At 70.0% G+C, this 21,904-nt stretch carries 7 protein-coding genes (1 of these 7 cut by a window edge); all 7 read right to left on the bottom strand.

Annotated features, from left to right (window positions below):
* Tightly spaced (each overlapping or abutting the next), the 7 genes in view from D1F64_RS13010 to D1F64_RS12975 form a layout consistent with a single transcriptional unit that may run on beyond the window.
* A protein-coding gene (locus tag D1F64_RS13010) for a beta-ketoacyl synthase N-terminal-like domain-containing protein (protein ID WP_117412794.1) crosses the window boundary here: on the bottom strand, positions 1 to 1,826 show its beginning. The gene continues 2,035 nt to the left of window position 1, outside the view; only the first 1,826 of its 3,861 coding nucleotides appear in the window; it begins with the start codon at positions 1,824 to 1,826; its stop codon lies off the left edge, out of view.
* Positions 1,819 to 5,220 (bottom strand): SDR family NAD(P)-dependent oxidoreductase, encoded by a 3,402-nt coding sequence (locus D1F64_RS13005; RefSeq protein ID WP_248304776.1) that lies wholly within the window; start codon positions 5,218 to 5,220, stop codon positions 1,819 to 1,821. Before D1F64_RS13005 ends, D1F64_RS13010 begins: the two co-directional genes overlap by 8 nt.
* Entirely contained in the window at positions 5,220 to 13,364 is an 8,145-nt protein-coding gene (locus tag D1F64_RS13000) for an SDR family NAD(P)-dependent oxidoreductase (protein ID WP_162901533.1), read from the bottom strand. Before D1F64_RS13000 ends, D1F64_RS13005 begins: the two co-directional genes overlap by 1 nt.
* Positions 13,277 to 15,934, bottom strand: a complete 2,658-nt coding sequence (locus tag D1F64_RS12995) for an SDR family NAD(P)-dependent oxidoreductase (protein ID WP_117412791.1) — start codon at positions 15,932 to 15,934, stop codon at positions 13,277 to 13,279. Before D1F64_RS12995 ends, D1F64_RS13000 begins: the two co-directional genes overlap by 88 nt.
* Positions 15,895 to 17,775 (bottom strand): polyketide synthase, encoded by a 1,881-nt coding sequence (locus D1F64_RS12990; protein ID WP_162901532.1) that lies wholly within the window; start codon positions 17,773 to 17,775, stop codon positions 15,895 to 15,897. The genes D1F64_RS12995 and D1F64_RS12990 overlap by 40 nt, the downstream gene beginning before the upstream one ends.
* The gene (locus tag D1F64_RS23405) at positions 17,772 to 19,274 is read right to left on the bottom strand and encodes a beta-ketoacyl reductase (protein WP_162901531.1); all 1,503 of its coding nucleotides are present in this window, start codon (positions 19,272 to 19,274) and stop codon (positions 17,772 to 17,774) included. Before D1F64_RS23405 ends, D1F64_RS12990 begins: the two co-directional genes overlap by 4 nt.
* Positions 19,214 to 21,904 (bottom strand): beta-ketoacyl synthase N-terminal-like domain-containing protein, encoded by a 2,691-nt coding sequence (locus D1F64_RS12975; protein WP_117412788.1) that lies wholly within the window; start codon positions 21,902 to 21,904, stop codon positions 19,214 to 19,216. Before D1F64_RS12975 ends, D1F64_RS23405 begins: the two co-directional genes overlap by 61 nt.

Raw genomic sequence — 21,904 nt, 5'->3', positions numbered from 1 at the left:
GTTCCGGGCAGGGCGACGCGTCGTGCCGGCCGGTCCATCAGCGTTCGCAGCCACTTGGGCGTCACCGGCGCGCCGGCCTCATAGGCCTGCGCCAGCACGTCGAGCGCCTTGCGCGTGCCTTCCCCCGCATCGGCCGCGTGCTCGGGCAACCGGCCGATGAGGGCGGGAACGATGGCGATGAGATCGGCGCGCGCGGCGCGCGGAGCCTGGCCCGCGGCGATGGTCTCGAGCGCCGCGATGAAGCCGGCAAGCGTGTCAGCCACCATGGCCTTTCGGCAGGCGGGATGCGCGCGGCCCGCGATCAGCGTCAGGGCGACGTCGGCGAGATCATGGGTCCCGCCCTTGAGCGCGGTCACAAGGCGCGCGGCATTGTCCTTCAGCTCCACCTCGTCCGCGCCCGAGAGGAGCATCAGCGTTGGGGAGGCCTGCGCGGAACGCGCCGGCGCATCGTGCGAGCGCACCACCATATGCGCGTTGGTGCCCGCGAAGCCGAAGGCGCTGACCGCGCCGCGCCGCACGTCTCCGGTCCAGTCCTCAGCGCTCTTGGGCAGGCGGAAGGGGGAAGCCTCGAGATCGAGATGCGGGTTGACGGTCTCTGTATGCAGCGTCGGCGGGATCGTTGCGCGCTCGACGCTGAGGATCAGTTTCACCAGGCCCGCAATGCCGGCCGCCAATTGGGCGTGGCCGATGTTGCTCTTGATGCTGCCAAGCGCGCAGTGGCCGGCCGGCTGGTTGCCGAAGGCCTCCGTCAGGGCTTGAAACTCGATCGGGTCGCCGAGCTTCGTGCCCGTTCCATGCGCCTCGATCAGCCCGATGGAGCGCGGATCGATGCCGGCGCGGGCATAGATGCGTTTGAGGAGTGCGGCCTGGGAGGGCGCGCTTGGGGCGGTGATGCCGTTGCTGCGGCCGTCCTGATTGAGGCCCGAGGCCTCAATGACCGCGATCACCCGGTCGCCATCGGCCAATGCCGCATCCAGCGGCTTGAGCAGCAGCGCCGCGACGGCTTCCGAGGGCACGAATCCGTCGGCCTGGGCACCGAACGCGTGGCAGCGGCCGGTGGGCGAGAGCATGGCCGCACTCGTGGCGAGCCGGTGCAGGCGCGGGGTCGACATGACATAGACGCCGCCGGCCAGCGCCATGTCGCACTCGCCCGCGCGCAGGGCCTCACACGCCAGATGCACGGAGACCAGCGAGGCGGAGCAGGCGGTGTCCACCGCCAGCGCCGGGCCGTTGAGGTTCAGATGATAGGCAATGCGCGAGGCGAGGATGGCGCAGGCGTTGCCCATGAAGGCGTAAGGGTTGATCAGCGCGCCGCGGTCGTGCAGCAGCGTGCCGTAGTCGCCCTCCGCGCAGCCCACGAAGGTGCCGATGCGCGCGCCGTCGGCGCAGGGCCCGGCGTGGCCCGCGTTCTCCAGCGCCTTCCAGGCCTCCATGAGAAACAGCCGCTGCTGCGGGTCGATGTGGTCCGCCTCGCGCTGCGACAGGCCGAAGAAATGCGGATCGAATCCTTCCGCGTTCTCGAGGAACCCACCCCAGCGGCAGGCGCCGTCCGCCGCCAGCTCCGGCGCGCTCCAGCGGCTTTCCGGGATTTCTGTGACCAGATCCCGGCCGTCGAGCAACGCCTGCCACAGGGTCTCGATGTCGTCGGCGCCGGGAAAGCGGCCGCTCATGCCGATGATGGCGACGGGTTCGGTGGGACCGCTTGCGGCATTGCGGCCGTGGGTGGCGGCGTCCGCGTCACGGAGTGTTGCCGCCGTGCGCGTGGGTTCCGGGGATGATCCGCCGGAAGGGACCTGTTTGCCGGGCTCGTATGAGCGCTCAACCATGCCGGTCCTCGCGGCTGTTCGGCGTACCCGGTTGCGGCGTGCCACCCGGACCGTCCTGGAGTGCCTTGCGGACCGTCTCGGCGTCGGATTTTCCGCTCTCCAGATCGCCGAGAAGATCAAGCAGTAAGGCGTCGTCGTCTGTGCTTGTTGCTTGCGGTTCGGCGGGCTTATCGGCTGCCGCGCCGCGCTGTGCGAGATTGCGGGCCAGCCGGGCAACCGTCGGATGATTGAAGAACTCTGTTGGCTTGATGTCGAGCGCCAGCGCGTCGGAGAGTTTTCGCGCCAGTTCGCCCGCGAGAATGGAATCCAGCCCCAGATCGATGAAGGGCGCGTCGGCGTCGATTGTCCCGGCGTCGAGCCGCAGCACCTCGGCCAGATGGCGGGCGATTTCCGTGGCCAGCGGGCCGGAGGCGGCCGCTGCGGGCTTTGCGGGTTCGCGATCCACGGGCTGGCTGTAGCGGATGTCGACGCTGCCGCTGCGCTTGCGAAGCGTGGCGCAGATCACCGACAGGCCGAAGGCGTCCTGCCAGACCGGATCGACGGCAAAGCCTGCCTCGCCGAGCGCCTTGTGCCATTCGTCGAGCGACAGCAGCGGCGCATGCGGCAGGCGGCGGCCGTCGCTGGCGTTCCACCAGCCTGGCAGCAGGCCGAAGATCACCGTGTTGACGTGTAGCACCTGAGTGAGTTCGCCGAGCAGCAGCCGGCCGCCGGGTTTCAGCAGCATCGCGATGTGTTTCAGCGTCGTGCTGATGTCGGCGGTGGCGTGCAGCACGTTCGACGCCAGCACCACGTCGTAGCCGCCCGCCTCAAACCCTTGCGCCAGCGGATCCGCCTCGATGTCCAGCGGCTCGAAGCGGGCGCGCGGATAGTTGCCGGCGAGCAGCCGCCAGCCGTGCCGGGTGAACACCGGCGAGACGTCCGTGTACCAGTATTCCGCCGGGTGGTCGGTCTGCGCCAGGGCGTTGAGAATGAAGCGGCTCGTGGCGCCCGTGCCTGCGCCGATCTCCAGCACCGCGCCCGCGTCGCCGTCATTGGCGATCCTTGAGATAATCTTGGCCATTTGCGCGTTGGCCGCATCGACCATCGGATTGCCGGTGTAGATCGGCTCCACCAGATCCAGCGTGCCGTCGGGCAGGATCACCGAGGGTCCGTCGATGCGGCCGGCCAGCAGATCAGGCAGGGCGTCGAAGACGCGCCTCAACAGCGTCACATGGGCGCCGACCACCGGATGAGCGCGCTTCAAGGCATCGAGATCGGCGGAATCGGAGGCATCCGCCTGCGTGGCGACCGACAGCAGCGCCTCCAGCAGGCGGCGGTTGGCCGGCGTCACCGAAAGCCGCGCGGCCCAGGCGTCCGTCTGATCGAAAGCGGGCGCATCGGCACCGGCGGCGGTGAGCAGCACGGCGCGGGTTTTCGCGGCCGTCGCCTGCTCCAGCAGCGGCAGGGCGTGCTGCATCGGGTCGGTGGCGGCGATCGCCGGCATGTCGTCGGTGACGACCGAGGTGCCTCCGATTCCGAGTTTGGCGAGCGCCTCCGGCGTACCCTTGGCGAGTGTCAGGGTGCCGTGCTCGCCGGACAGCAGCGCATCCAGCGCCGCCAGACCCTCGTCGAGGCGGATCGAGCCGATGCCCTGGACGGCCATGGCCTTTGCCCACGCTTCGCCCGAAACCGCGCCAATTTCCCCCCAATAGCCCCAGGAGATCAGCTTTGTGGGGATGGGAGATCCTGCGGCCCAGCAATCGAGGAAGCCGCAGCCGGCGGCGTAATTGCCCTGGCCGGGATTGCCGGCGAGGCTCTGCACCGAGGACATGTGGACGACCGTGCAGTTCAGGCCCTGCGCCGTCATTGCCTGCTCCAGCGCGCTGGCGATCTGCGCCTTGGCGTCATACGCCGACCGGAAGGCGGCGTCGCTCATCTCATTGAGCCGATGATTGTCGAGCACCATGGCCGCATTGACGATGGTGTCGATGCCGCCCCAGCGCGCGACCACCTCGGACAGCGCCTGTTCCAGAGCTTCGGCGTCCGTGGCGTCGGCGCGGACGTAGAGCGCCTCGCCGCCGGCGGCGCGGATTTCGCCCAGAAGCGTCTCGGTGTCGTTCTCCGCGGCGCAGCGGCCGATCAGCGCCAGCCGCGCCTTGCCGCGCCGGGCGAGATCCAGCGCCAGGGCGCCACCGATGCCGCCGCGGCCGCCGATGATCACATGGACCGCGCCCTTCGCGTTGAACGGCGAGGCCGCCTCTCCGGCATCAACGGGCGTTAACGAGCGCGCGAAGAAGCTGCCGTGCGCATGCGCCAGCACGTCGCCGCCGGGGGACAGCAGTGCCGGCAGCACCGTTTGCGTCACGGCCCGGACCGGTGTTTTCCGGTCGATGTCGATCGCCGAGACGCTCCAGCGCGGATATTCGTGGGCGATCGTGCGGGTCAGGGCGATCAGCGCCGCAGCCGTGGGGCTGTCCTCGCCGGTCGGTGCGGTGCCGCCGCTCGTCAGCACGCCAAGGTGCAGGCTGTCGGCCCTATGCAGCGCCCGCACGAGGCGTACCAGCGCCAGAGGTCCCTGTTCGCGGGCGGCGACCACGGCATCGGGCGCGCGTGCGGCAAACGACCGGGCGTCCGCGACGAACAGGACGAAGGCCGGCGCCTCGCCGATGAGCGCGCGGTCGGTTGCCGTACCGGTGAGATCCGACGCTGTGATGATGCGCGCGCCAAGCCTGTCGCCAAGCGCCGCCGCGCTGCGTCCGCCCGCGTCAAGGATTAGCGCCGCACCGGTTGCTGGCGCGATCTCCGGGGTCGCCGGGCGCCATGTGGTTTCAAACAGCATGCCGGTGAGATTAGCGGGTTGGCGATCCGAAGGGGTGGCGGCGGCAGGCAACGCCTGCGTCCGTAGTGCATCCGGCAGATGCGCCGCCTCCGCCCAGAAGCGCGTCCTGTTGAAGACGCTCAAGGGCCGGGCGGCGCGGACCGCCGCCTCGCGCTCCGGCGCCTCTTCAATCACCGCATGCACGTTGGCGCCGCCGAAGCCGAAGGACGACAGCCCGGCGAGCCGGCGGCCGCTCTTCGGCGCGGGCCAGTCGATGGTGTCGGTGAGAACCTCGAAGCGGTCGCCGACGCGGATCTGCCTGTTCAGGGTTGTCAGCGTCGGGTGGCCGGGCAGGCGCTTGTGGCGCAGGGCCAGCAGCAGCTTGATCAGCCCGGCGACGCCGGCCGCGGCTTCCAGGTGGCCGATGTTGGACTTCACCGAGCCGAGATAGCAGGGTGTCTCGCGCGCGCCGTCGCCGAAGGCCTGGGTGAGGCCGGCGATCTCGACCGGATCGCCCAGCGGCGTGCCGGTGCCGTGGGTCTCCACATAGGAGAGATCCGAGGCGGTGGCCCCGGCCTTGGCGAGCGTCTCCGAGATCAGAGCGGCCTGGGAATTGGGATCGGGGCGGTGAGCGAGCTGGCGCGGCCGCCGTGGCGCACGCAGACCGCGCGGATGACGCCGTGGACAGGATCGCCGTCGGCCAGCGCCTGATCCAGCCGCTTGAGCAGCACCGCGCCGACGCCTTCGCCGCGCACGTAGCCGTCGGCCCCGTCATCGAAGCTGCGGCAGGCGCCCGACGGGCTGAGCATGCCGGCGCGGCCGAAGGCCTGATACAGCGTCGGCGCCAGCAGCGCGTTGACCCCGCCGGCGATCGCCATCTTGCAGTCGCCGCGGCGGATGGCCTCGACGCCGCGCGCCAGCGCCACCAGCGACGAGGAACACGCCGTGTCGATGGCTTCCGACGGGCCGTGCAGGTCGAGAAGGTACGACACCCGATTGGGCAGCACGCAGTGGGACATGCCGGTTGCGGCATGCGCCTCGATGTCGGTGCCGTTGCGCAGCATCAGATCGAGATAGTCCGCCGTCGACACGCCGGCGAAGAGGCCGGTGTCGGAACCCGCAAGCGCCGCCGGATCCAGCCCGGCGTTCTCGATGGCGTGCCACACGGTTTCCAGAAACAGCCGCTGCTGCGGGTCCATCAGTTCCGCCTCGCGCGGCGAGATGCCGAAGAAGGCCGGGTCGAACTGGTCGATGCCGTCGATGAAGGCGCCCCAGCGCAGCCGGTTGCCGTCGAGCCCCTGTGCCTCGAGCCCGGCCGCCGCCGCGCGCCAGTCCCAGCGCTCGGCGGGGATTTCCGTGACCGCGCTGCGCCGGCCTTCCAGCATTTCCCAGAAGCCGTCGAGATCCGCGCCGCCGGGCAGGGTGCCCGCCATGCCGATGATGGCGATGGGCGCGTCCGGTTGCGTCGGTGCGTCTTGGACTGGCCTGGCTTCGATGGCGGGCGACGTGGGAGCGGCGATGGTCGCATCCGAGATCGCGGCGGCCGGAATCGATTGTCTGGCGGGCGCGGATTTCGCGAAGCGGTCTCGCGCCTCGATGCGCACGAGACGGCTGGCGAGCCGTTCGAGCGTGTCTTCCTCGAACAGCACGGCGGGCGCCAGGTCGATCTCCAGCCGGCGGCTGATGCGGTTGGCGAAGCGGGTCAGGGTGATTGATTCAAGCCCGTATTCGCCGAACCGCCGGTCGCCGCGCACGGTTTCCGGATCGAGCTTCAGCATGGTCACGAGGATCTTGCTCAGCAGCGCCTGCGCCTCGTCCAGGGCTCCGGTGGCGTCGCCTGCAGCATCGGTCTGCGCCGCTGCACGCTCGACGGGCTTGTCGAACCACGCCGTGATCCGCGCCGCATCGCCGCCGGCGACCACAAGCCGGAGCTCGGGCGCGGCCAGCGCATGCTCGAAGGCGGCAAGGCCGTCCTCAAGCATCAAGGGAGCGATGCCGCTTCTGCGGAAGGCCGCCTCGCGCTCCTCCACCGGCAACTGCATGCCGCCGTCCACCCACCACGGCCATGCGACGATCTTCAGGCGCGCGTCGCCGGCCGACAGACCATTGAGCCAGCCGTTGGCGAAGGCATAGTCGGTCTGGCCCGCCTGTCCCTGGACGGCGGCAAGCGACGAGAAACACACGACGCTTTCCAGAGGCTCGTCGCGCAGCGCGTCGAGCAGTGCTTCGAGCCCGCCGATCTTCGGCGCCAGCACGGCGGTCCAGTCCGAGCTTTTCTTGTCCGCCAGCCGCGCGTCGCGCAGCGTGCCGGCCAGATGCACGATGCCATTGATCGGTCCATGCGCACGACGAACGTCGTCGGCGAGCGCCTTGATGGCTTTTGCGTCAGTCACATCGGCGGCGCGGACGCCTTCGGATGGCGTGCGGCCGAAGCGGATCGGCGTTGCGCCGAGTGTTTCCAGACGATCCGCGATCGCCTTGCCGAGCCCGCCGCCACCACCGGAAATCAGCCATGCGCCTGAGAGCTTCGGTGTCGCATCCGCCTCCAGCGCCTCGTGGCGCTCGACGGTGCAGACGCCTGCCGGATCCAGCCGCAGCAGCGGCTCGTCGAGAACAGTGCGTCCCAGATCGAGCAAGGCCTGGGGTGGCGTTGCGTTATCGACCAGCACGGCGCGGAGGCTGATACGGGTTTGCTCCTGTGCGAAGGAGCGCGCGAAACCGGCCATCGCCTGGGCGGCCTCGGGCGCGGTCGTCGCCAGCGTGAGTCTTGCCGGTTTTCCCGTGGCGCTGAGGGCCAGCGCCAGATCGCGCAGGCTGGCGTAGAGCACCGCCGGATCGGTGCAGTCGGGCAGGGCGAGGATCGGGCGGCCTTCGTGCGCATCGACGGCGGACCAGTCGCCCGCCTCGTCCCAGGTCATGCCGCCGTCCTGGCGCAGCACCAGCGGCGCGGGGCCGGCCGGCGCGAGATCGCAGGCCCGCCAGACCGGCCGCAGCAGCAGCGTCTTCGACGTCGCCGCTTTTGCCGTCTCGTCGACCCGCCGAACGGTGAAGCCCTCGGCTTCCGCCACCACGCGGCCATTATCGTCGAGCAGCAGCGCGTCGAAGCGGCGCTCAGCGCCATCGCCGCCCAACTCCGTGAGATGCACGCGCCGGACCGTGTCCAGCGGCGCGTGCGCCGCGAAGCGGGCAAGCCGCACCGGCAGATAGAGCCCGTCGTCGGCGAGTGCGGCCACGCCATGCAGCGCGGCGTCGAGAATGAAGGGGTCCGGCGCGCCGAAGCTCGAGGTGGGGCCGGGAGCGAGTGTCACCAGCGCCTCGCGGGAGCCAAGACGGATCGAACCGATGCGGCGGAATCCGCCCCTGTGCTCGAGACCGTGCTCCGCGAAGGCCTTGTAGAAGGCGTCGACATCGAGGTCAGTCTCGCAACGCGCGGCGATGGCCTCGACATCGGCCGGAACGCGCGCGGGAGTTTTGGGCACCAGCGTGCCGGTGCAATGGGTCTCAGCAGTCTGCGCGCCACCGGAGGACACGGTGAAGGCGCCATCGGCCCCGCACGTTACGCTCAAGGGCGAAGATGTGTCGTCATAGGCGCCGGTCCAGACGACATCTCGGGCTTCGAGGGTATGGTCGCCGGCAGCCTGGAAGGCGAGCGACAGCAGCGCCGTGCCCGGCAGCACCGGCCTGCCGCGCACCAGGTGATCCGCCAGCACGGGCGCGTCCGGATCGAGCGTCACCTCATGCGGCTCCGTCACATGGGACATCGGCGCGGCAGCGGAGCGCGCATCCGGCACCCAGAAGCGGGTCCTGGCGAAGGCGTAGCCGGGCAGCGCGCAGCGGCGGGCGCCGAGGCGGTGTAGGGGCGCCGCGAGATCAAGGCGTTCAGCTTCTTCCGAGGCCCAGGCGCTGCCCCAGGCGCGCCAGGCATCCGGCGTGTCTGTCTCCCCGGCGATCAGCTTTTCGGCCAAAGCGCGGTCAGCGGCATCTGTGGGCTTCGGAGCCTGCGGGTTGCGCAAGCCCTCGATGATCACGTCACGGCTGCCGGTCACGGCCATCCGGCAGTTCATCCGGTCGCGCCCCTCAAGCAGCGTCAGCGCGATGTCGGCGAGCGGCGCGTCGTGGCGCTCCATCCAGTCGGCGAGGCGCGTGGCGTTGCGGGAGAGCGCCTCGGCTGTCTTGGCGGAGACAACCAGCGTCATAACCCCGTCGGGAGCGAAATCGCGCGGCGTCGTTTCCGCCTGCTCGAGGATCGCATGGGCGTTGGTGCCCGAAAAACCGAAGGAGCTTACGGCCGCGCGGCGGATGCCGTCATCGCCCCAGCGCTGCCGCGTGGCCGCGACCTTGAAGGGACTGTTTGCAAGATCGACGCGCGGGTTGGCTTTCTCGAAATGAACCAGCGGCGGGGCGTCGCCGGTCTCCAGCGCGCGGATCGCGGCGATTGTGCCCGCGACGCCGGCCGCCACCGTGGCATGGCCGATGGACGCCTTGGCCGAGCCAAGCAGGCAGGCGCCTTCTTTCACATCATGAAAAACGTCTCGCAAGGCCTTGAATTCAATCGGGTCTCCCAGATCGGTTCCGGTTCCGTGCGTCTCGAGGTAACCGATGGTCTCGGGATCGGTGTGGCTGTCGCGCTGGATCTTGCTGATCAGCGCCGCCTGCGACTTCGCGCTCGGCGCGGTCATGCCGTTGGTGCGCCCGTCCTGGTTGACGCCGGTGCCGCGCAGGATGGCGCGGACGGGATCGCCGTCACGGCGGGCCGTCGACAGCCGCTTGAGCACCAGCATGCCGACGCCTTCCGACAGGGCGATGCCGTCGGCAGCATCCGAGAACGGGCGGCAGCGGCCGGTGGGGCTGAGCATGCCGGCCTGCGAGGAGCGCACCGTGAGGCGCGGGGTGGTCATCAGGTTGACGCCGCCCGCGAGCGCCATGTCGCAATCCCCGTCCAGGATCGCGCGCCGCGCCATGTGCAACGCCACCAGCGAGGAAGAGCAGGCCGTCTCCAGCGCCACCGCGGGGCCCGTAAGATTGAGTAGATAGGCCAGCCGCGCGGTGAGGATCGACGGCGACAGGCCCGTGAAGGCCTCGGCCGAGCGGTCGTGGCCTGCCTGTTCCAGCAGCGCCTCGTAGTCGCCGACCGACGCGCCCATGAAGATGCCGCAGGTCTTGCCCGACATGGCCGACGGTGCGATTGCCGCATCCTCCAGCGCGTGCCAGCCGCATTCCAGCGCCAGCCGCTGCTGCGGGTCGATCTGTTCGGCCTCCATCGGCGAGATGGCGAAGAAGGCGGCGTCGAACGCCGCGACGTCGTCGATGAACCCGCCCCAGCGCGACACCGATGCGCCTTCGGCCTGCGGATCGGGATCATAGGGCACGGCCCAGCGGCCGGCCGGAATCTCGGTGACCGCGTCGACGCCGGCGAGCAGGTTCTGCCAGAAGGTCTCCGCGTCTGCAGCGGCGGGAAAGCGGCCCGCGAGCCCGATGATCGCCACCGGATCCTCAAGCGGCTCCCGTGCGGCGGGCAGGGAGGCGATGACGGGCTCGGGCACGCGCGCCGGCAGGACGGCTACAGGTGCTGAGGAACCGGCGGTCCCGTCGAGATGCCGGGCAAGTTCTGAAACGCTCGGATAATCATAAAGATCAGATGCTTCTATCTGTTTGTTAAACATCTTTGATAGCGCGCGGGCGAGTTCGATCAGACCGATGGAGTCGAGCCCCTGGTCGGCCAGCGAGCGGTGGTGATCGAGTTCTCCGGGCTGCATCTGTAGCGCGTCGGCGGCCAGCTCCGCGATGGCGGAGATCGCACTCTGCGAGACCAAGGCCACCGGTGCCGGATCGGAAGACGTCTGAGCCGCAGCAGGCTGAGGGTTCGCGGTGATGGAACCATTGCCCGCGAAACCCGCGACCAGGCGCAGCACGATCGGGCCGTCAGCGCGTGCGGGTATCCGCAGCTTGGCGACCGGGCCGCCGTTGGTCCCGACGAGCCGCGCCAGCGCCAGCGGCGTCGGATGATCGTAGAGGTCGGTGACCGCGTAGGTGGTGCCGAATTCGGCGTTGATCTGGCGGGTCAGTTCCACCGCGCCGATGGAATCCAGCCCCTGATCGGTGAGCGCCCGGTCGGGGGCCACGTCGGCACTCTCCATCATCAACAGCGTCGCGAGCATCTCACGGATTGTTGCGAGCGCGTCGTCCGTTTCGCCGGGGGCCTCCACCGGACGCAAACGGATCGGGCCGACCGCGGCGGGCGTCACCGGGCGCGTTGGTGCGGGTGGAGGGACGATACTCGGCGCGGGTGCGCCGAAGCGGCGCGCCAGTCCGTTGCGGACTTGCGGCAGCGCGAAGGTGCGCGCGTGCATGGCTTCCTCGCGCGCCACCGCCAAGGGCAGCGCCGCGAGGAGCGGCGCCGCGAAAGTCCGCTTCATCGCCATCAAGGTTTCGCGAGGCTTGGTTGCGAGTGACGCCGCCAGCCGCATCGCCGCGCGCTCGACGTCCGCCTGCGGGTGCACGGCCAGATCGACGCCGCGCGCGGCCAGCGCCGCCCCGGTCATCGGGCTGGCGGAATACATCATTTCGTGGCTCAGTGCCGGACCCAGCCGGTGCGGCAGGATCAGCGTCGCGCCCATGCCGGGCGAAAAGCCGTAGTCGGTGAAGACCGCAGCGTAAGGAGCCTCGCATCCCAGCACCGGCATGTCGGCATAGAGCCCGAGCAGCATGCCGCCGCCATGCGCGCGTCCGGCCATGGCGGAGATCACCGGCAGCGGGCAGTCGAGCAGCCCGCGATAGAACACCGGCGTGTCGGTAAAACTCTTGGTGCCGTCCGCGATGCCGAGAAGCTGCTGCGGCGTGCCGCCCAGGCTGAAGACGGAGGCCGAGGAGCGCAGCACCACGACCCGGGCGGTCTCATCCGCTGCCACCGCATCGAGCGCGCGGGTCAGGCCCAGCGCCAGCTCGTCGTCGAGCATGTTGTGGCTTTCGGGCTGGTTCAGCGTGATCACCGCGATGCCGCTGCTAACGTCAAGAAGCACGGCGTCGCCCGCATAGTCGGCCGCGCGCGACCGCCAGGTCTCGAGCAGCGCCGCCTCCTTGGCGGAGGTGTCCGCGATGGCTGGTGCGGGCTGCGCCGCGATCGCCGGCGCGGGGGTCATGGCGGTGGCGCCTTCGGGGCGCGTGTACCAATAGGCGCGGCGCTGCAGGACCGTTGGCGGCAGGTGCAGGCGCGCTCCGGAACCCAGCAGCGTGGGCCAGTCCACCGTCGCGCCCTGCGCCCAGGCGACGGCCAGAGCAGCGAGATCACGGTTCTTCAGTGCGGCTCCGGCCTCCCGCGTCGCGGCCTCGGCGTCAGTGCCTTCCGACGCGCGGTTCCTGTGTGCGCCATCTGGCAGGGATGTGCCGTCGATCATGGCCCGCAATGCGGCACGCAGCTCGGCATCAGAACGCGCGACGATCGCCAGCCGCTCGGATTGTTCCAGGCGACCCAGCGCCAGCGTGCGCGCAAGCGCCATGAGCGGGACCGCGGCGCCCGTTCCCGCGAGCGCCGCCAGATCGCCGACGGTGCGGGCCGAGGCGAGCGCCGACGGGGTGAGGGTGACGCCGGTCCCACCCGCCACGGCGCTCGCGAAACGGTCGAGCGCATGGGCGTCGACGCCGAGATCCTCCAGCGCGTCGGTCTCGCTCAGATCCCGCGCGTCGACCGCGAGCACCCGCGCCAGCAATGGCAGAATGTTCGGCGAGGCGGTTTCCCTGGCGGCGTCGAGCCAGCGCAGCAGCGCGGCGCATTGATCCTGAAGCGCTTCAGGCGTGCGCGCCGACAGCGGGATCAGGACAGGGCCACTGGCCTGCTTGTCTTGGAAGGCCGGCGCGGGCGCTTCCTCGATCACCAGATGGGCATTGCTGCCGCCCGCGCCGAAGGACGAGAGCACCGCGCGGCGCGGCCGGCCGTCGGGTGCGGCCCATGCGTCCGCCGTCCGCTGCACGGCAAAGGGCACCGACGCCCAGTCCACATTGCCGTTCAGCGTTTCGGCATGCAGCGACGGATAGAGCCTTTGGTGCTCCAGTTGCAGCACCAGCTTGGCCAGCCCGGCCATGCCGGCGGCCGCCTCCAGATGGCCGATCTGCGATTTCACCGAACCGATGGGCCAGCCGCTTTTGGGGGCCTGATCGCTCGTGAACACCCGGGCCAGCGCCGTGATTTCGATGGGATCGCCCAGGCTCGTGCCGGTGCCGTGACCCTCGATCATATCGATGTCGCGCGGGGCGAGGCCGGCGCGCTCCAGCGCCTGGGCGATCACCGCCGCCTGGGCGTCGGGATTGGGGACGGTGAAGCCGCGCGCCCGGCCGCCGTGGTTGATGGCGGTCGCGCGGATTACGGCGCGGATCGGATCGCCATCGGCCAGCGCCGCATCCAGCGGCTTCAGCACGACCACGCCGCAGCCCTCGCCGGGCACATAGCCGTCGCCGCCCTCGCCATAGCTGCGGCAGCGGCCGTCGGATGAGAGAAAGCTGCCTTCGATCAGTTGGCGGTATTTTTCCGGCCGCAGCGACAGGTTGACCCCACCGGCCAGCGCCAGGGTGCAATCGCCGCGTCTGAGCGCGTCGCAGGCCAGATGCAGCGCCGTCAGCGCCGAGGAACACATGGTGTCCACCGCCAGGCTCGGACCGGTCAGCCCGAAGGCGTGCGAGACGCGGTTGGCGATCTCGGCAAAGGACGACGACGGCACTGCGCCCTCGGTGACGCCCGCGGCAAGCATTTCGTACTGGCCCACATGGCGGCGGCGAAGACGCCCGTGGACGAGCCGCGCACCGCGCCCGAATAGCCCGCGTCGTCCAACGCGAATAGGCATTCCTCTAGGAAAATCCGCGCCTGCGGGTCCATCAGTCGCGCGTCCTTGGGCGCGATGCCGAAGATCAGCGGATCGAAGCTTGCGACATCGTCGAGGAACCCGCCAAAGCGGCCCTTGCCATCCGCCGTGCCGGATTGCGCATCCACGTCCCAGCGGCTCTTCGGGATCGGGCCGATGGCGTCATGCCCAGCTTCCAGATTGGCGGCGAAGGTTTCCAGATCGGTGGCGCCGGGAAACCGCCCCGCGAAGCCGATGATGGCGATGGGCGTGTCGCCCAGCAGCGCCTCGGCCGAGACGGAGGGTGATGGCGCACGGGCCGCGACCGCGCGGACGACCGGGGCGGCTGAGGCGGTATCTTCGCGCGCTACGCCGGAGAACAGCGCCGTGACTTCCGCAGGCTTGCTCGCCAGCAGATGATCGCGCAGGGCGTTGAGTGTCGTATGTTCGAACAACAGCACCTTTGGCAGCGGTCCGAAATCGCGTTCCAGCGCCTCCACCAGGGCGATGCCCATCACGGAATCGACTCCATAGGCGTCAAACGCCGCGTCGGCCGAGAGTCGTTCGGGAGCAATCTTGGTCTCGCTGGACAGCACAGAGCGCAGATGCGCCAGCAGGTCTTCAGAGTCGTTACCCGAGGAGGCCGCCGCGCGTGGTGCCGACGCCACGGCGGGGCTGGCTTCGGCAATCGGGATTAGTGGCAGAACCTGCCCGCCGATGCGCAGCGCCGCGTCGAAGGCTCTCAGACCCAGCGCGCGCGGCATGGCTTCTGTGCGCAGGGTCTCGCGCAGCCGCGCGGCGGTGCGCGCGTCCACCTGCATGCCGACGCCATCCCACAGTGGCCAGGCGATGGCGGTGCTGACCCCGGTGCGCTCGCCGCGCGCGCGCAAGGTCTCGCGGTGCTCGGCGAACAGATCCAGCACCCGGTTGGCATAGCCGTAGTCTGTCTGGCCCAGCGTGCCGCGGCTGCCGGTAATGGAGGAAAACAGCACGAAATGCTCAAGCGGATCGGCGGCGGTCGCCGCATCCAGGATCTCGGCGCCAAGAATCTTCGGCCGCAGCACGGCCTCGATGTCGGCGCTGGACTTCCCCGCCATCAGGCCGTCGCGGGTGACGCCCGCCGCATGCACCACGCCGGTGATCGTGCCGAAGGCCTTGCGCGCCGCATCGACGGCGGCGGTCAGACCCGCCTGGTCAGCGCAGTCGGCGGCCAGGCACAGCACGGTCGCGCCACGCTGGCGCAACGCCTCAACGGCGGCCGCTTGCGCATCGGAGGGCGTATCCGCCGTCCGTCCGATGAGCGCGAGGGATGCGACGCCTCGGGACACCAGATGATCGGCCAGCAGCAGGCCGAGTCCGCCGAGCCCGCCGGTGATCACCCAGCCGTCGGAATAGGGGGCCGTCGGCGCGGAAATGGGCGACACCGCGGTTTCCGCGCGCTGGAACCGCGTGCCGTCCCGCCAGCGGATTTCCGGATCAGCCGGTGTTTCGAGCGCGCGTTCCGCCTCCAGCGCCGCCGCGATCTCAGTCGCCTCGCCAATGACTTCGAGGCTACGCACATCGCACGGACCCAGCTCGCGCGCCCACGAGCGCAGCAGGCCCGAGAAGCCACCCGCGCGATAGCGCGCGCCGGGCGCATCTGTCGCGTGCAGGATCCAAATCGCGGGCGGTTCTGAAGCTGTGTCGTCGAGCGCGTCGCGCAGCCGTTCGACGACCGCAAGCGGCAGGGCGTCCGTGTCGGTCTCGGGCAGGACCAGCACCAGGATGCCAGTGTCCGAGAGCGCCGCATCCGGCAAGTGACTTGAGACGGCCTTGGCCAACTCGTCCGCGCCGGGAAGGGGAACGAGGCGCAAGGGCCGGGCGTTGCAGGCGACACCGGCGTTCTCGCGCAAGGCGAGCGTCGAATAGCTGAGCGTCTGCGGACGGCCGACAAGTGCGAAGACGTCCACGGCGGCGAGCCGCACGTCGCGCAGGCTCAGGACGGTCGTGCCGTCCGGCCCTGAGAGATCGATATCGGCGGTGGCGTGCTGCGCGGCTCCGGTGATGCTTGCGCTGACCGTGACCTTGGCGGGGAGAGCGCCGGTCCAGTCGATGCGGCCGATGGACATGGGCACGGCGGAGGCAACCCCGTGGCGCTGCTGCATCCAGCCGAGCGCTGCCTGCAGCGCGCCGTCGACCAGCGCCGGGGTCAGCGTTCCGTCGGTTGGCGCTTCGAGCGTCGCGGTGAAGCCGGAGTCCGTGATAGTCAGGCTGCGCAACACCCGGAAATGCGGGCCGTAGTCCATGCCCGCCGCGCGGAAGTTTTCATAAGCCGCGTCGATGTCGATGTCTGTGCCGCCCTCGACGGGCGCGAGCGCCATCGGCGTTTCGGGGCGCACGACGCGGCCGCGCACGGCGATTCCGGCGGCGTCGGACAAGGTCAGGCCGTCGCCGTCGCGTTTCAGGTGCAGCGTTGCGGGGCCGTGACCGGGCGCAGCCACGTCAGATCCGTGAACGCCTGCGCGCCGGAGAATTCGCGCAGCATCTCCAGCCCGACGGCGGCGGCCAGCAGCGGCGCGCCGCCGATGGTGTGATCGGCAAGCCGGGGCTCATCGGCGGCAATGATGATTTCACGCGAATTGGCAAGAAATTGCGACGTTGTCCGGGTCTCATCCGAGGGGCTGGCGATGGTTGGCAACCACAACGGCTCATCCTCGAACGGCGTGCCGGGCAAATCGCATGGCGGGCAGATTGGCGGCGGCGGGAGGTCTTCTCCAGCAAGCCAGGCTCGGGCGATGGCGCCCGCGTCGCCTGTTTCCTCGGGGGCTTGCAGCGCGCGGTCGGCGCGGAGCGCTTCGGCGGTCTCGCGCAGTATGCGTGCGGCACCCTCCGGCGTGTCCGCCACGATGGCCGCCCGGTCCCCGAACGAGGCCCGGCGGCGCAGGGTCGCCGCGACGTGCTCCAGAGGCCACGCTTGCCGGTCGAGCGCGTCCGCCATGGCGGCGCACAGGGTCGCCAGCGAGACCTTCGAACGGGCGGAAAGGCACAGCGCCTGCGGCGCGTCCGAGGCGGTCGTGGATTCCGGAGTTCCCGCGAATTCCGGACCCGTTATGACCACATGGGCGTTGCTGCCGCCCGCGCCGAAGGAGCTCAGCGCGGCGATGCGTGGGCGGTTTTCCGTGCGTGGCCAGGGCCTCGCGGTCTCGACCAGCTCGAAGGGCGTCTTGTCGAAAGCGATGGCCGGATTGCTCGGTGAGCCATGCAGGCTGGCCGGCAGCGTCTCGTGCCGCAGCGACAGGATCAGTTTCGCCAGCCCCGCCATGCCGGCCGCCGCTTCCAGGTGACCGACGTTGGATTTGACCGAGCCGATGGCCAGCGGCTGGGCGCGCTCGCTCAGCGCCGCGCCCAACGCCTCGATCTCGATCGGATCGCCCAGCGCCGTGCCGGTGCCGTGGCACTCGACATAATCGAGATCGTCGGCGCGAAGACCGGCGCGCGACAGCGCCTCGGTGATCAGCGCCTGCTGCGCGCGCGGGTTCGGCGCGGTGAAACCCGCCGCCGCGCCGCCGTGGTTGATCGCAGTGCCCAGCAGCACTCCATCGATCCGGTCGCCATCGGCAAGCGCGGCTTCCAGCGGCTTCAACAAGACGGCCGCGACGCCTTCGCCGGGCACATAGCCGTCGCCGCCCTCGCCGAAACTGCGGCAGCGGCCGTCCGAGGACAGGAAGCGGCCTTCGCTGAGATAGTCGTATTTCGCGGGATGCAACGACAGGTTCACGCCGCCGACCACCGCCATCTCGCAATCGCCGTCGCGCAGCCCTTGCGCGGCCAGATGCAGCGCGCTCAGCGACGAGGAGCAGGCCGTGTCCACGGCGATGCTCGGGCCGGTGAAGCCCATGGCGTAGGACACCCGGTTGGGGATCGCCCATGCGAGGCTGCCGGGACCGCCCCAGTCGCCGGCCAGATAGCCCTGTTCGGCGGCGTAGAGCGAGTATTCGCCCCACATCGAGCCCAGATAGACGCCGATAGACCTGCCGGCATGCGCTTGCCGCTGGCCGTATCCGGCGTTTTCCAGCGTTGACCAGACCACTTCGAGCGCCAGCCGTTGCTGCGGGTCCATCCGTTCCGCTTCGCGGACAGAGATGTTGAAGAACAGCGGATCGAAGTGATCGACACGGTCCAGCCAGCCGCCCCATCGGGTCTTGGCGCGCGGACCGTCCGGCCCGCGTCCGAGCGCCCGCGCCCAGCGCTCGGGATCCACCGGCGCGATGCAATCGCGGGCATTCGCCAGATTCTCCCAGAAGGCGGCGACATCGGGCGCCTTGGGGAACCGTCCGCTCAACCCGATGATGGCGATGGCGCCGGAGCGTTCGGCGGTGTTGGCAGGCTCCGATACGCGGGGGCGGCCGCGCCGGCCGCGATGGCGGCGCGGGTCTCCGGCACAGCCTCGGCGGCGGCGCGCGGGGTCAGCGTCGCCAGATGGGCGCATAGCGCGTCAACGGAAGTGTATTGAAACAGAACCGTTGGCGAGACGCCTTCAAAACGGCTTTCAAGCTCTCCGGCAAGCTCCTGCAATTGCATGGAACCCAGGCCGAGATCGAAGAAGCTGGCTGTTTCCGAGATCGCATCCGCGTCCTCGCCCAGGAATCCCGCGGCTCGGGCGCGGATCAGCGCGCGGATATCCTCCAGCGGCACGGCGTCTTGACGCTCGATGGCTGCAAGGGTGGTTTCAGTAAGCGTGATTTCTGGTGTTTGCGCCGCCGCGGCCGCCATGGGCGCCCCGAAGACGGCCCATGTGCCGCTCGTTGTCAGACTCACGGCCTGGTCCAGAACGCTGCGCGCCTGGCCGAGCGTGACCGGTGGCCAGCCGGCCTTGCGGAAAGCGCTCGCGGTGCTTGCGTCGCCCATGCCGCCGCCCTCGACGAAGGACCAGCACAGCGTGAGGCTCGCGCCTGGCGCGTTTTCGCGCCCGCGTTCCTCCATCAATGCCTGGGCCGCGGCGTTGGCCGCGGCGTAGGCGGTCTGGCCGGCATTGCCCAACAGCCCGACGATGGAGCCGTGCAGCAGGAACAGCCGCAGCGGATCGTCCCGGGTGAGATTGTCCAGCGCTTTTGTGCCCGCGAGTTTTGGCCTCAGAACGGCTGCGACCGACGCGTCGTCCTGGGTGCCCAGCAGCCGGTCGTCGAGAACGCCGGCGGCCTGGATGACCGCGCCGATGGGGCCGATTTCGGAGCGGATCGTCTCCAGCGCCGTATGCACTTCGGTTTCGGAGCCGACATCGCAGGCGAAGTAGCGGATGATTTCCGCCGACATGGCTTCGTTGGGCGGAAAGTCCGGCGTCTCGCTGCGGCCCAGCAGCGCAAACCGCCGCCATCCTGCGCCGGCCAGGGCGGCGATGCTGGCGCGCCCGAGCGCTCCCATGCCCCCGGCCACGACCGCCACCAGATCGCCGGGCGTGTCGGCGCTTGCGGCGGGCAAGGCGGTAACCGATTGCAATGCCCGCAGCCTCCGCGTGCCATCGGCGACCCGCCAATGGGCAAAGCGGCCATCGGGCGCGCTCCAGTCGCCAACGATGGCCGCCTCTCCCTCGATGACGGCGACGGTGTCCAGCGCCGTTTCCCGGGTCAGGGCGGCGGCCGCGCCGGAGACGAGTCCGGCAAGCTCGGGAGACGCGTCCGCAAGCGGAAGCAGCAGCGTCATGCGCGCGCAATCGGCTCTGCGCGCGAGAACCCGAAGGCTCTCGTGCAGCGCCGGGAAATCGCTCGCGCGCAGCGCCAGCGTCAGCGGGCCGTCGGTTGCGTCGAGCCTATCCGATAGCTTTGGGTCACCCGCTTGCACCATAAGATCGGGCGTGGCGCCGTTTGGGCAGGCGTCCGGCTCGCACCAGACCGGTGCGTAGAGGGCCGGGGGCTCTCGGGTGTATTCCTCGCTGCCGCACCCGCCCTGGGCTCCGGATGGAAATCCGCGTATGTCGCGGCAAACTCCCGGCCCTGGAACGGATAGGCGGGCAGGCCCAGACGGTTGAAGCTGCCCTTGGGATACACTTGGGTCCAGTCGACAGGCACGCCGCGCCGCCACAGATCCACGGCCAGTTCGGCGAGCTGATCCGGCCCGATCCGCGCCATGCGCACGACATCGGCCTTGGGCGTCTCGATCCGGCGCCAGGCGTCGATGCGTTCCTGGGCGATTGTCGTCTCGGGCCAGGTGTCCGCTCCGGCGAGAGTTTCCGTCGGCACGATGATGCGGCTGGCGTCGGCGCGACCCTTGAGCAGCAGGGCGACGGCATCGGCAAAGGGCAGCGCATCGGAGGCGGTCAGCGCGGAGAGAGCGGCGAGCTCCGGCGATTGCTCGACGGGGCTTGCCGGAAGGTCCCATTTCAGCGCGACACGCCGCAGCACGTCGGCGGCAATGAGCGCCGCCAGCGCGCGATAGCCCGGCAGGTCCTGAGGCGCTCCGATAAGCGCCGCGGCGCTCGGACCGTGCGCCTGCAGCGCCGCATCCCAGGACGCCGCAAGACGCTGGACGGTGGGCTGATGCGCCAGAAGATCGGTGACCGTGTCCAGCGCGGCGGATCCCGCATCGGCTGTCTTTTTCAGGGCTTCCGCCTGCGTGGTCAGCCACGGGTTGTCGGGCTTGCGTAGGGGAAACCGTTCGCCGGTTTCTGGATCGATGAGCGGCAGGTCATGCGCGCGCGCCAGCGCCAGGCCGACATCCACCCCGTCGCCCCAGCAGCAGACGGCGCTGGGCGCTGCATTCAGGACGCCAAGCGCTTGCATCAGGGCTTCGGCCGCATCGGGCCTGCGGCGCAACCAGCGGTGCTCTGGGAGCAAATGGGCAAAGCGTCCAGCGGCTTGCGGTTTGGTATCGATCCAGGAGAGCGGCGCGCCGATGCCCAGCGTCCAGCCGGAGGATTGCGCCTCCGACGGCGTATCGTCGGCCTCGAGGAACGCCCGGAGTCCTGCCTCATCGTGGATCAGGGCCGCGCGGCGGACCGCGAGCGGTGTGCGGGCCGTGGCGAGCGTGCCCGCGAGATCGTCCAGCGGATGTCCTGCGGCGCGCAGTCGCGCGGCGACCTCCCGCAGCGCCTCGGGCGAGGCGGCGGAGAGCAGTATGGGTATCGGCGCGTTGGTGGGCGCGGTCTGGCCGCGTTGGCTTGCGGCGGGCGCCTCTTGCAGGATCACATGCGCGTTGGCGCCGCCGAAACCGAAGGCGGAGACGGCAGCGCGGCGCGGATGCGCCTCGGACGACGGCCACTCGGTGGCATCGGTGACCGGGGCGACGTCGCCGCCCTCCATGCCGATCAGCGGATTGAGCGTCTCGGGTCCCGCGCCGGGTAAAAAACGCTTGCGGCTCAGCATCAGCGCGGCCTTGACGACGCCGGCAAGCCCCGCTGCGCCCTCCAGATGGCCGATGTTGGATTTCAGCGCGCCGATGGCGAGCGGCTTCGCGCGGTCCTTCGTGCGGTAGGCCTTGCGAAGCGCCGTGACCTCGATGGGATCGCCCAGCGAGGTGCCGGTGCCATGGGTCTCGATATAGCCGATACTCAGCGGATCGACGCCGGCGTCCGAAAGGGCCTGTTCAATCAGGCTTTGCTGCGCGGCGGCGGAAGGGTGGGTGATCGATGCCGTGCGGCCGCTGTGACTGCTGGCACCGCCGAGGATCAGCGCGTGCACCCGGTCCGCATCGCGCACGGCGTCCGCATTGCGCCTCAGCAGCACGGAGACGACGCCGTCACCGGGCACATAGCCGTCGGCGGCGGCGTCGAAGGTGCGCGAGCGGCCGCGCGGGCTCAGCATGCCGGCCTGAGAGAAGCTGGTCATTTTCCACGGGCTGAGCGTCAGGTTGACGCCGGCCACCAGCGCATAGTCGCAAGCGCCGCCTGTCAGTGCCTGGCGCGCCTGATCCAGCGCCACAAGCGAGGAGGCGCAGGCCGCGTCGATCGACAGGCTCGGACCCGTCAGATCCAGCGCATGCGAGATCCGGTTGGCGAGCAGGGCGGTGTAGCTGCCCAGCGCATCCGTGGCGCCTGTCGGCGCGTTTCCGCCCGCCAGAAGCTGCTGGAAGTCCGTTGTCATGAAGCCGACAAAGACACCGGTGCGGGCCTTGGCCAGGGTTGCGGCCGGAACGCCCGCGTCCTCGAGGCAATGCCAGACTTCCTCCAGCAGCAGCCGCTGCTGCGGGTCCATGCGCGCGGCGTCCTTGGCCGAAATGCCGAAGAACCGATGGTCGAACCGCCGGATCCCGTCGATCTGACCCAGTTCGCCCGCGACGGAGCGCCCGGGCTCGGCCCGATCGGCCGAGAGGTATCCCCCCATCGGCCAGCGGTCGGGCGCGATGGGGGTGATCGTACAGTCTCCGCGCTCGAGCAGGGCGAACAGCGCATCGGTGTCGGCCGCGCCGGGAAACCGCCCGGACATGCCGATGAGCGCGATCGGATCGCGCGAAACCGATGAGGAGGATCGCTCTGTCAT

The organism is Breoghania sp. L-A4 (assembly GCF_003432385.1).
Classification (GTDB): domain Bacteria; phylum Pseudomonadota; class Alphaproteobacteria; order Rhizobiales; family Stappiaceae; genus Breoghania.
This window is presented reverse-complemented; position numbering and strand designations above follow the sequence as displayed.